An 11,137-nucleotide genomic window follows, 5' to 3' on the forward strand; every position below is an offset into this window, starting at 1 on the left:
CGTTGGCCCTGAATATCTGCACGGAGGCGTTGGGCGCCCCGAGGGCGATTGCGTTGTCGAGGGGATAGAGCCCGGTGAGGCCGTGGCGCGCGCAAATCTCGACCTTGCGGCGGCCGATCTCGATCGCATCCGGCAGGAACACGTCGGGACCTGCCAGATAGATTTTCATGGATCAGCGGGGCTCTTGCTTACCCTCCCCTGGCGGGGGAGGGTCGGCTCACATGAGCGAAGCGAAATGTGAGACGGGGTGGGGTGATCTTTTCAAGGCTTGTCGCGGTGAGAGACTTTCACCCCACCCCACCGCTCATTTCATTTCGCGGCGACCCTCCCCCCTCCAGGGGAGGGTGAAGAGATCACGCCAGCTTCACGGCTTCGGTCTTGAAATCCTTGCCGAGCGTGTCGAACACTTTGTTGACGATGCTCTTGGCGTCGAGACCGGCGCGCGCATACATCGCGGCCGGAGAGTCGTGGTCGAGGAACACGTCGGGCAGGATCATCGAACGCGCCTTCAGACTGCCGTTGTCGAGCATGCCGTTGTCGGTGAGAACCTGCATGACATGCGACCCGAAGCCGCCGATCGAGCCTTCCTCGATGGTGATCAGCACGTCGTGGTCGCGCGCCAGTTTCCGCACGAGATCTTCATCGAGCGGTTTGAGGAAGCGCGCGTCCGCCACCGTGGTCGACAGGCCATGCGCGGCGAGCTCGTCGGCGGCCTTCTCGCACTCGGCAAGCCGTGTACCGAACGACAGCAGCGCGATCTTGCTGCCCTGGCGGATGATGCGGCCCTTGCCGATCGGCAGCGGCACGCCGGCCTCGGGCATTTCGACGCCCCGGCCTTCGCCGCGGGGATAGCGCACCGCGCTCGGGCGGTCGTTGATGCTGACCTGGGTCGCCACCATGTGCACCAGCTCGGCCTCGTCGGCCGCCGCCATGATCACGAAGTTCGGCAGGCAACCGAGATAGGCATTGTCGAACGAGCCGGCATGGGTGGCGCCGTCGGCGCCGACGAGGCCGGCGCGGTCGATCGCGAAACGAACCGGCAGGCTCTGGATCGCGACGTCGTGGACCACCTGGTCGTAGCCGCGCTGCAGGAAGGTCGAGTAAATGGCGCAGAACGGCTTGTAGCCTTCGCTGGCGAGGCCCGCCGCGAAGGTCACGGCATGCTGCTCGGCGATGCCGACATCGAAGGTGCGCTTGGGGAAGGCCTTGTTGAAGATGTCAATGCCGGTGCCGGACGGCATCGCCGCGGTGATGCCGACGATCTTCTCGTCCTTCTGAGCTTCCTTGACGAGGCTCTGGCCGAACACGTTCTGATAGGCCGGGGCGTTCGGCTTGGCCTTGGCCTGCGTGCCGGTCGCGACGTCGAACTTGACGACCGCGTGGTACTTGTCGGCGGAGGCTTCCGCGGGCGGATAGCCCTTGCCCTTCTGGGTCACGACATGGACCAGGATCGGCCCGGTCTCCATGTCGCGGACGTTCTTGAGCACCGGCAGCAGGTGATCGAGGTTATGGCCGTCGATCGGGCCGACGTAATAGAAGCCGAGCTCCTCGAACAGCGTGCCGCCGTCCATCATGAAGGCGCGGGAATATTCCTCGACGCGGTCGGCGCGGTTGGCGATGACCTTTGGCAGGCGCTTGTTGATCTGCTTGGCCGCTTCGCGCAGCGTGCGGTAGGTCTTGCCGGAATAGAGCCGCGACAGATAGGCGCTCATCGCGCCGACCGGCGGCGCGATCGACATGTCGTTGTCGTTGAGGATGACGATCAGGCGGGAGTTCATGGCGCCGGCATTGTTCATGGCCTCATAGGCCATGCCGGCCGAGATCGCTCCGTCGCCGATCACGGAGATCACGTTGTTCTTGCCGCCGGAGAGGTCGCGCGCCACGGCCATGCCGAGGCCGGCCGAGATGGAGGTCGAGGAGTGCGCGGCACCGAACGGATCGTAATCGCTCTCGCTGCGCTTGGTGAAGCCGGACAGCCCGCCGCCGGTGCGCAGCGTGCGGATGCGGTCGCGCCGACCGGTGAGGATCTTGTGCGGATAGGCCTGGTGGCCAACGTCCCAGATCAGCCGGTCTTGCGGTGTATCGAAGACGTAGTGGATCGCGGTGGTCAGCTCGACGACGCCGAGACCGGCGCCGAAATGGCCGCCCGTCACCGAGACGGCGTCGATGGTTTCCTGGCGCAACTCATCGGCGACCTGCCGAAGCTGCTCCACCTTAAGCCGGCGCAAGTCGTCCGGGGTGCGGATGGTGTCGAGAAGCGGCGTCTTACTGAATACGGTCACGGCGATGTTCCAATTGTCAGGTCGGAACCAGGGTCCCGAACGCGAGTTGCAGGATGGATGCGGGCGCAAGCCAGGTCCGGTCACTCCGGGTTACCTGCGCGCGAGCCGAGCGGCCCGATTAGCACAGTCTAGATGCGGTCCAGATCGATCAATGTGATACGTGTCACCCTTGCGGCTTTACCCCCTGCAAGCCACTTTTACCAGCTCCGTCAGGCATTTAACGCGCTGGTCCAGCCGGACGAGTGCTGCCATCAAAAGCCCATAGTACCTAAAACTTTACACCAAAGCGCTCGGCAAAGCCAACCCGCTCCTGGAACCGCGACGCCACCGCTGCGGCGGCCGCGTGGCTAACCCTAATCGCAGACAGCAGCAATGGTTCCCGGCCTGCCCAATCGAGTGGCATGACTGGTGAGTGGTCAGGTCCATCGAACGGCAAATCTCGACTTACTGAACGTCAAGCGGCTCGGCGCCGCTCGCCTGGCCGCCCGCATCGGTGGTGATCTTCTCGACGCGTGCCTCGGCCTGACGCAGCAATTCCTCGCAACGTCGCTTCAGGGCCTCGCCGCGCTCGTAAATGGCGACCGATTCCTCCAGCGGCACTCTGCCCTCTTCGAGCCGCTTGACGATCAGCTCCAGCTCCTCGATCGCGCGCTCGAAGGGCAGTTTTTTCACATCCGCCAGATTGTTCTCTGCCATGCTCGTTTCCTGCGTGCACCATCAGGTCTTCCGCAACTCCAGACAATGCTGCGGACGGATTGCGGCGCGTCTGAGTAGCAAATCAGGCGCCCATCAGGGCGGTGACATGCGCTGCGACCGATTCCCTCAGGCCTTGCAGGTCATAGCCGCCTTCGAGCACCGAGACAACGCGGCCGCCGGCCGTGCTGTTGGCAACCTCCATCAGCTTGTGCGTCACCCAGGTGAAATCCTCGGCTCTCAGATTGAGCGAGGCGAGCGGGTCGCGGTAATGGGCATCAAAGCCGGCCGAGAGGACGATCAGTTCGGGAGCGAATTTCTGCAGGGCGGGCAGGATCAGGTTCTCGAATGCCGCGCGGAACTTGGCGCCGCCGTCCTCCGAGGCGAGCGGCGCATTGACGATATTGTCGTGATCGCCGCGCTCGCCGCGCGCGCCAGTGCCGGGAAACAGCGGCATCTGATGGGTCGAGCAATACATCACGGACTTATCGGACCAGAAGATGTCCTGGGTGCCGTTGCCGTGATGCACGTCGAAGTCGACCACGGCCGCGCGGCCGATGCCGTATTTGCGTTGCGCATGCCGCGCGGCGATCGCGGCATTGTCGAAGAAGCAGAAGCCCATCGGCGTCGCCTTCTCGGCGTGATGGCCGGGCGGGCGGATCGCGACGAAGGCATTTCGGTGCTGTCCGGACATCACCGCGTCGGTCGCGGCGACCGCGCCGCCGACGCCGCGCATCACGGCCTCCCAGGTGCCGGGCGACATCGAGGTATCGCCGTCGATATAGATCACGCCCTGGTCGGGCGCGATGTGGCGAAGCTCGGTCGCATAGTGCTCGCTGTGGCACAGCGTGACCAGATCGAGATTGCCCTCGGGCGCCTCGCCGCGCACCAGCGGGTTGAAACGCGCGTCCGACAAAACCTCGTTGACCGCGCGCAGACGATCGGCGCGCTCAGGGTGCCCCTCGGGCGTGGCATGGTTGAGGCATGCCGGATGGGTCAGAAGAAGAGTGGTCATGCGACACCCTTTGCGCTCACGCGAAGGAACCAATGTAGGAGCTTGCGAGCGGATCGGAAAGAGCCGCGCGTTGACACGGCGCCGGCGATGCCCTCGGTTCTGGCTAGTTCTCCCGCGCGATTCGGCCCCCGGCCGAGGGCTGTAACGGGCTGTTAGCCTGGAAATAGGCAAACAGCGCGTCGGAATCGTAGACACCGAACTGCGCCCTCGTGCCGTCCTTCAGCGCGGCGAAGCCGTCGCCGCCGAGGAAAAGATAATTGTTGACGGTGACGCGGTAGGTCTTGTCGGGTGCAACCGGTTCGCCATTCAACATCATCGATGCGGCGATGACGTGTTCGCCGTAAGGCTTCGTGGCGTCCCAGGCGTAGCTGAATCCCCCGGATATCTGCAGGATGCGTGGTCGGGTCGGATCGAGCCACTGCTGCTCGAGTGCGGCCTTGATCGCAGTGCCCGTCAAGGTCACCGTGACCAACTGGTTGCGGAACGGCTGGCTCGCGAACACGTCGGCAAACGTCACCGTGCCGTCGCCCTTCTTGACGATGTCGATGCGGATGCCGCCGGGATTGGTGAGAGCCATGATGGCACCGCCATTGGCCTCGCTGCGCGTCGCCTCGAGCTGCGCGTCTGCAATGACGTCGCCGAGCACGCTTTCGCCTGTGGCGTTCGGCACGCGCGACAGCGTCGCGGTGACCGAGCCGGCACGGCGGTTGGCGATCGGAGCGGCAACCTTGTCATAGGCGTCGAGCAGCGCCGTCTGCGCAGCGTCCTTGGCATAGCCGCCGACGCGGACGATGCTGTTCTCGGCCTTGGCGCTGACGACGTCGCGCGTCGCCGGATCGAGCTTCAAGTCGATGGCGGTGACGAGGGTGCCGAACTTGTCCGCGCTGGTCACGAGCCGGCCGTCGATCTCGCAGACATAGGCACGATGCGTGTGGCCGCTGATCACGACGTCGACGGCCTTGTCGAGCTTTCTCACGATATCGACGATCGGGCCGGAGATGCCCGGGCATTCGTTGTAATCCCCGCTCGGGAAGCCGCCCTCGTGGATCAGCACCACGATCGCCTCGACGCCCTTCGCCTTCAATTCAGGCACCAGCGCGTTCACCGTCTCCGCCTCGTCGCGAAATTCGAGACCGGCCGAGCTCGCCGGCGAGACGATCTCCGGCGTGCCCTTCAGCGCAAGCCCGATGAACGCCACTGGGATGCCGTCGAAGCTGCGGATCTCGTAGGGTGGCAACAGCGTCTTGCCGGTGTCCTTCACGAAAGTGGAGGCGGCGAGATAGTGGAATTTCGCGCCGGCGAACGGATGCGGCCCCAGGCAATGGTCGAGCGGATGGCAGCCGCCATCCTGCATGCGCAGGAGTTCATCCTTGCCTTCATCGAATTCGTGGTTGCCGACGGCGGAGAGCGCGAGCCCCATCATCGACAGCGACTCGATGGTCGGCTCGTCGTGGAACATCGCCGACAGAAACGGGCTGGCGCCGATCAGGTCGCCGGCGGCGACGAAGATCGCGTTCCTGTGGCCTTCGCGCAGATTGGTCACCACCGTGGCCATGGTTTCGACGCCGCCGGCCGGAACGGTGACCGTCTTCGTCCTGTCGTTAGGATCGGCGATGCGAATGCCGCCGGGCGGCGGCTGCAGGTAGCCGTGGAGGTCGTTGATCGCGAGAATGCGCAGATCGACCGGGGCTGCGGTTTGAGCAGGCGCGGGGGGCGAGAAGGCGAGGGCGCCAAGCAGCGCGAGCAGGCGTGTGAATTTCATGGTCTCATCATAGAGTGAGCCGGCGACGATTTCACGAAGCCGCGTGCACCTGCGCTCGATCCGCATCGAGCCGTTATCCGTGCACGCCCCCGGCCACGCATTAACCATGCTGGCGTATCCAGCAGCCGCAGCCGTAGTCTTAATCCACGCTTAACGACTTCTGCACCACAGATAAACCGATCAGCGCGAAATGATGATGCAGCAAGAATTGCGGGCAGCCCTCTGTTCCGTGGAGCAACTGCTTGAGGACATTTCTCATTGTCGCGCTGGCTGCGACGCTCGCCGCCTGCAGCCGCCAACCGCCAACGCCGCCGCAGGCGGTCGCCGACAATTGCGTCGGCCGTAATCCGTTCGCCTGCTGGACGGCCGTTCCCGTGTCGATGCAGCCGACACCGCTCGTGCGGTCGGACGCGACCGAAGGTCGGTCCGTCACTGCGCACCGAAAGGTGAAGCCCAGGCTCGCGCGGGTCCGCCATCGGACGCGCATGGCCAAGAAGAGCACCAAGCCCGTCACGGCTGCTGCAAAGGCCAGTCCGCCCGCCTCGCACACCCCATTGCCGCCGCAGCCCTCGGCTGAGGCCGCGCCGAAGCAGCCCGACAATGCGGTTTCGCAAGCGCCGGCTTCGCCGCCGCCCAAGACCATGCAGAATCAGGTCGCGGCGGCGGGGGCCGATGCCGTGCCAGCGCAAGCCGACGCCAGTGCACTGGTCGCCGTGGTGCTGGCACGGCTGGACGTCAAGTCGGTCGCCGACCTCAAGGCGAGGACCGTCGCGATCGACGACCGTTATTCCCTGTCCAACACCAACGTGCGAACGGCCATCGTCGCCGCCGGCGCGCCCGAGGTGCAGTTGAGCGAGGGGCAGGGCACCGCCATCAACCGCCTGGTCAACGGCGAGGTGCCGGCCGCCGTCGTGGCGGTGGAGCAGGCGGACGTCGCGGAACGCTTCCCCGAGATCGCGGGCTACAGGATCTTCCATATCCCGCTGTCGCCGCAGTCGATGAAGCCAAGGCCGTAGGGACAGTCTCAATCCTCCAGCTTGCCGCTCGTCGCGCCCTGCTTGCGCAGCCAGACGACCAATTCGGCATGGCCCTTGGCCTCGGCGACGTCGAGCGGCGTCTGGCCCGACCACGGCGCGGACCAGTTCGGGTCGGCGCCGTGTTTCAGCAGGAGCTGGGCCGCGGCAAGCTGACCGCCATGGCAGGCGTTCCATAACGGTCCTGACAAGGCGTCGCCGCGCAGCGCCGGATCGGCTTCGAGCCGTTTGCCGATGGCGTCGACCAGCCCGAGCGCGGCCTCATGCCAGAGCTGCGTCTTCGCGCCGCGCGCGATCAGCCGCCGCGCCGCCGCCCATTGGCCGTAGCCCACGGCTGACGACAAAGGCGGCCCGCGGTCGATCGAGGAGCCGGCGCGCTCGATGTCGGCGCCGGCATCGAGCAGCGCATCGATCAGGGTGACGTCGTCGTTGCTCGCCGCCCAATGCAGCGGCGTCTCCGTGTGCCACATCTTCACCGCCGGCGCGTTGAGATCGGCGCCGGCCGTCGCGAGCCGTGCGACGACCGCCGCGGCATTCGGGCGATGGCCGGGCGAATCGGCGAACAGATGCAGCAGCGTGCGGCCGCCGCCTTTCGCGTCCTCCACCACGGCGCCGGCGAGCGTCGGGTCGCCGCCGAGCAGGCGGTCGAGGGCCGCGATGTCGCCCTGCTGAAGCGCCGCCGTGAGGGTTGCGGCGCTCGGTTCGTCACTTTGCAGCTTACGCAAGTTCATCGTCACGTCGCCCGCTCCGGTTGTAACACGAAATCGGCGACACAAGACGCCCGCTTTTCGCCGATTTCGCGGCGAGGGCGCGCCCGTCGCGCACCCACCTCCGATCATGTTTGCTCTGCTTTCGCCGACAGCGCGACGCCGAGCGCGAAACGGGCCTGGTCCAGCGCTTGATGGGGCGTCAAGCCGCGCGTCGCATGGTAGAGGTCGCGGCCGAGCATCAGGATATCCAGATTGCCGGAAGCGGCGCGTTCGACCATCTCGATGGCGCGTGGCTCAGGAAGTCGTTGGCGAACTTGTAGGAGAATTCGGCGGTTGCGCCCCTGGCGATGAGGGTGGGGCGAGCGGGACGACCGCGGCGGACGCAAGCAGCGCGCGGCGGGATAGCAGGCCTGGCGGTTTCGACATTGTTTCCCCCTGGTGTTTTCTTTTTTGACCGGACCGCTTGTGGCGGATGCTCAGGACGCCGCGGTTCGTGACCCCGGCTTCGGTTTCGAGGCTTCGCCAAGCTCCGCCTCACTGAAGCCGAGCTCCTCGATCAGGATCTCGCGATTGCTGGAGCCGAGTCTTGGGCCGGCATGGCGCACCTCGCCGGGCGTCTCCGACAATTTGCCGACCACGTTCTGGAAACGGACCGGCCCGCCGAGTTCCTCGTCCTCCACGGTGACGACATTGCCGCGCGCTTTGAAATGCGGCTCCTCGAAAATCTGCGCGATGTTGTTGACGGGGGCTGCCGCGGCCTCGCAGGCGATGAATTTCTCCATCAGCTCGTCGAGGGTGAAATTCTCCACGGCCTTCGCCAGGATCGGATCGAGCACGCGGTTGTTGACGACGCGCAGGCGGTTGTCCTTGAAGCGGGGATCGGCCGGCAGATCGGGCACGCCGAGCGCGACACACATCCGCTCGAAGGTCGATTGCGACGCGCCGGCGATCGCGACGTACTTGCCGTCCCTGCTGCGGTAGCAGTTGCGCGGCGACGTGAAGGAGTGGTAGCTGCCGTTGCGCTCCTGGACGAGGCCGAGCTGGTCGAAATCGACCGCTTGCGGGCCGAGCAGGGTGAACAGCGGCTCGTACAGGGCGAGATCGATGTACTGGCCGCGGCCGCCGTTCACCTCGCGGCCCTTCAGCGCGACCATCGCGAGATAGGCGCCGGTGAGGCCGGCGGTGGAATCGGCGAGACCGAAGCCGGGCAGGATCGGCGGCAGTTCCGGCGTGCCGTTGATGTAGGCGAAGCCGCTATAGGCTTCGGCCAGCGTGCCGAAACCGGGACGAGGGGCGTTCGGTCCGGTCTGGCCGAAGCCGGTGATGCGCACCATCACGAGGGCGGGGTTGATCGCCGACAGCACGTCCCAGCCCAGCCCCCAGCGCTCCAGCGTGCCGGGGCGGAAATTCTCGATCAGGATGTCGGCGGTCTTGACCAGGCGCTTGACGATTTCCACGCCGAGCGGCGTGCGCAAATCCGCGGTGACCGAGCGCTTGTTGCGGTTCAGCACCTTGTAATACAGGCCAATGCCGTTCCTGGCGTTGCCCCAGTAGCGCGACTCGTCGCCGGTATCGGGCCGCTCGATCTTGATGACGTCGGCGCCGAAATCGGCGAGAAACATCGCGCCGATCGGGCCTGCGAGAAACGAGGCGATGTCGATGACGCGCACGCCTTCCAGCGGCCCGCGACGCCTGGCGCCCTGTTGCACGTTGTCCGCCTCTGCCATTTCGTTATCCTTTGTCGACTTAACGCATACGTTGCTCCACCCGCCGGCAACGGGGCCGGAAGGGCATTTTTCAGACCTGCCTTATGCCGAACTCGGTCAGCACCTTGAGCTGTTCGCTCCAGCCGCGCTCGCGATGGGCGTAGCTCCTCGCCGCCGCGGCCTTGGCGTCGCCAGCGCGGATGGCGTCGAGAATCTCCTTGTGCTCGCGGATCGAGCGCTGCGGGTCCGGATGCGGGCGCAGCTTGATGGTGAAGCGGCGGGCGCGATGCACCTGGTCGGCGCAGTTGGTGATGATGCCGATCAGCCGCGCGTTGTCGCAGAGCGCGACGATGCCGGAGTGGAAATCATCGTCGGCCGCGATCCAGGATTCCACGTCGCCGGAGCGGATCGCCGCCGTCATGCGGCTGCAGGCCTTCACCATCGGCCGCAGCGCGGCCTCGCTCGGCCGCATCGCCGCCACACGCGCCGCCGCCATCGGCTCCAGCCCCATCACGACCTCGTAGATCTCCTTCATGTCGCTCGGCGCCAGCGGCAGCACCTTGATGCCGTGGCGGGGAATGACCTGCACCAGATTGTCGGCCTGCAGCCGGATCAGCGCCTCGCGCACCGGCGTGCGGCTGACGCCGAGCATGACCGCGAGCTCCTGCTCCAGGTAATTGGCGCCGGGCAGCATGTCGCTGTCCAAGATCTTCTGGCGGAGGAGGTGATAGATCTGGTCGGTCGAGGTCGCCCGCGCCTCGCTTGAGGTCGCCCGCGCCTCGCTGGAGATCGCGCGCACGGCGCCGCCGTACGGTTCCGATGCCGCCTTTCGTGTTACGCGCTGCGCGATCCTTGCCATGGTCATTTCGGGTGGTAGCGCTGATGATCGCGGGCCTGCGCCATGACGGCTTCGCGCGTCCCGCTCGAGGCAACAAAGGCGTTCGAGGTGATGTCGAGCATCGCTGCGACGTCGCGCGCGGCGGCAAGCACGGCATCGGTCGAGAGACCGGTCTCGATGCCCGTCGTGTTAAGGAAGTGGACGAGGTCCTCGGTCGCGAGATTGCCGACCGAGGCCATGCTGGTCGGCGTCATGATGCCGCCGCCGATGCCGCAGATCGCGCCTTCTGCGAAGGTCGCGCCGGCGTCCATCGCGGCGAGCAGGTTGGCGAGCCCGTTGCCGGCGGTGTTGTGGATGTGGAAGCCGAGCTCGATATCGGGATAGGCGTCGCGCACCGCGCGGAACAGCGCGCCGCCACCGGCCGGGTCCTCCATGCCGACGAAATCGGCGAGATAATAGCGCGTGATGCCGGCCTCGCGCAGCCGCCTGAGAATATCGAGCACGCGCGCTTGGGGAATGTCGCCCTCATAGGCGCACCACCAGGCCATGCCGACCGCCATCGGGAAGGGAATGTTCGCCGTCCGCGCCACCTCGAAGGTCTCGATCGCGGCGGCGATGCCGCGCTCGATCGTCATGTTCTGGTTCTTCCGGTTGTAGGTCTCGCTGCAGGTGATCAGCCCGAGGATCTCCTGCGCCTCGGCGGCCACCGCGCGCTCGGCGCCGCGCGCGTTCGGCGCCTGGGCGCGATAGACGATGCCGGGCCGCCGCTCGATCCGCCGCATCACCTCCTCGGCGTCCTTCAGATGCGGGATGACGCGCGGATGCGCGAAGTTCGTCACCTCGATGACAGGAAAGCCGACCTCGAAAAGGCGGACGACCATCCGCACCTTGACCTCGGTATCGACCCAGCGCGAAAAGCTCTGCAGGCCGTCGCGGGCGGCGACGTCGACCACGGTGATCTTTTCGGGAGATGGAGCACGGGCGATCGCTTGATGGGGCAGGATGACTTAACGTATACGTTAACGCATCCCCAGACGAGCCGTCAAACGGGCATGACGCCGCGTTGCCGCGACGCGAATACGCCCGGATTGTTCGGA

General features: G+C 66.0%; 12 protein-coding genes. 1 reads left to right on the forward strand and 11 read right to left on the reverse strand.

Translation table 11 applies throughout. The features are described from left to right. From JOY90_RS07770 to JOY90_RS07795, 6 genes are all read right to left on the reverse strand, one after another. Window positions 1-169, reverse strand: a 169-nt coding sequence (locus JOY90_RS07770; RefSeq protein ID WP_291690573.1) for a nucleoside 2-deoxyribosyltransferase, incomplete at its 3' end; no start/stop codon positions are given. Window positions 170-353: 184 nt separating this feature from the next. Next, complete coding sequence (gene dxs / locus JOY90_RS07775) at window positions 354-2,282, reverse strand: 1-deoxy-D-xylulose-5-phosphate synthase (RefSeq protein WP_291690562.1); 1,929 nt, start codon at window positions 2,280-2,282, stop codon at window positions 354-356. A 444-nt stretch (window positions 2,283-2,726) separates the two neighbouring features. Beyond that, window positions 2,727-2,978, reverse strand: a complete 252-nt coding sequence (locus JOY90_RS07780; RefSeq protein WP_291690563.1) for an exodeoxyribonuclease VII small subunit — start codon at window positions 2,976-2,978, stop codon at window positions 2,727-2,729. A gap of 82 nt (window positions 2,979-3,060) precedes the next feature. Next, a complete protein-coding gene (locus JOY90_RS07785; protein ID WP_291690564.1) occupies window positions 3,061-3,990 on the reverse strand; it encodes a histone deacetylase family protein in 930 nt (309 codons plus the stop codon). 103 nt (window positions 3,991-4,093) lie between these two features. After that, a complete protein-coding gene (locus tag JOY90_RS07790) occupies window positions 4,094-5,752 on the reverse strand; it encodes a bifunctional UDP-sugar hydrolase/5'-nucleotidase (RefSeq protein ID WP_291690565.1) in 1,659 nt (552 codons plus the stop codon). 139 nt (window positions 5,753-5,891) lie between these two features. Further along, on the reverse strand, window positions 5,892-6,389 hold the full coding sequence (locus JOY90_RS07795; protein ID WP_291690566.1) for a hypothetical protein: 498 nt from the start codon (window positions 6,387-6,389) through the stop codon (window positions 5,892-5,894). 4 nt (window positions 6,390-6,393) lie between these two features. On the opposite strand from JOY90_RS07795, the gene JOY90_RS07800 reads away from it, so the two are divergent. Beyond that, complete coding sequence (locus tag JOY90_RS07800) at window positions 6,394-6,768, forward strand: hypothetical protein (protein WP_291690567.1); 375 nt, start codon at window positions 6,394-6,396, stop codon at window positions 6,766-6,768. A gap of 8 nt (window positions 6,769-6,776) precedes the next feature. Here the strand turns inward: JOY90_RS07800 and JOY90_RS07805 are convergent, their stop codons facing one another. From JOY90_RS07805 to JOY90_RS07825, 5 genes are all read right to left on the reverse strand, one after another. After that, entirely contained in the window at window positions 6,777-7,517 is a 741-nt protein-coding gene (locus JOY90_RS07805; protein ID WP_291690568.1) for an ankyrin repeat domain-containing protein, read from the reverse strand. A 104-nt stretch (window positions 7,518-7,621) separates the two neighbouring features. Continuing rightward, window positions 7,622-7,774 (reverse strand): hypothetical protein, encoded by a 153-nt coding sequence (locus JOY90_RS07810; RefSeq protein WP_291690569.1) that lies wholly within the window; start codon window positions 7,772-7,774, stop codon window positions 7,622-7,624. A gap of 198 nt (window positions 7,775-7,972) precedes the next feature. Then, window positions 7,973-9,223: a CaiB/BaiF CoA-transferase family protein gene (locus tag JOY90_RS07815; protein ID WP_291690570.1), complete on the reverse strand. Its 1,251-nt coding sequence runs from the start codon at window positions 9,221-9,223 to the stop codon at window positions 7,973-7,975. Window positions 9,224-9,293: 70 nt separating this feature from the next. Further along, window positions 9,294-10,061: a GntR family transcriptional regulator gene (locus JOY90_RS07820; protein WP_291690571.1), complete on the reverse strand. Its 768-nt coding sequence runs from the start codon at window positions 10,059-10,061 to the stop codon at window positions 9,294-9,296. A gap of 2 nt (window positions 10,062-10,063) precedes the next feature. Further along, a complete protein-coding gene (locus tag JOY90_RS07825) occupies window positions 10,064-10,993 on the reverse strand; it encodes a hydroxymethylglutaryl-CoA lyase (protein ID WP_291690572.1) in 930 nt (309 codons plus the stop codon). Window positions 10,994-11,137: the final 144 nt, after the last annotated feature.

Source organism: Bradyrhizobium sp. (genome assembly GCF_019242285.1).
Lineage (GTDB): Bacteria > Pseudomonadota > Alphaproteobacteria > Rhizobiales > Xanthobacteraceae > Bradyrhizobium.

Excerpts from the sequence above, each read along its gene's own strand:
- JOY90_RS07820 (WP_291690571.1), bottom strand. The coding sequence starts at position 10,061 with ATGGCAAGGATCGCGCAGCGCGTAACACGAAAGGCGGCATCGGAACCG.
- JOY90_RS07800 (WP_291690567.1), top strand. The coding sequence starts at position 6,394 with ATGCAGAATCAGGTCGCGGCGGCGGGGGCCGATGCCGTGCCAGCGCAA.
- JOY90_RS07805 (WP_291690568.1), bottom strand. The coding sequence starts at position 7,517 with ATGAACTTGCGTAAGCTGCAAAGTGACGAACCGAGCGCCGCAACCCTC.
- JOY90_RS07815 (WP_291690570.1), bottom strand. The coding sequence starts at position 9,223 with ATGGCAGAGGCGGACAACGTGCAACAGGGCGCCAGGCGTCGCGGGCCG.
- JOY90_RS07780 (WP_291690563.1), bottom strand. The coding sequence starts at position 2,978 with ATGGCAGAGAACAATCTGGCGGATGTGAAAAAACTGCCCTTCGAGCGC.
- JOY90_RS07790 (WP_291690565.1), bottom strand. The coding sequence starts at position 5,752 with ATGAAATTCACACGCCTGCTCGCGCTGCTTGGCGCCCTCGCCTTCTCG.
- JOY90_RS07810 (WP_291690569.1), bottom strand. The coding sequence starts at position 7,774 with ATGGTCGAACGCGCCGCTTCCGGCAATCTGGATATCCTGATGCTCGGC.
- JOY90_RS07785 (WP_291690564.1), bottom strand. The coding sequence starts at position 3,990 with ATGACCACTCTTCTTCTGACCCATCCGGCATGCCTCAACCATGCCACG.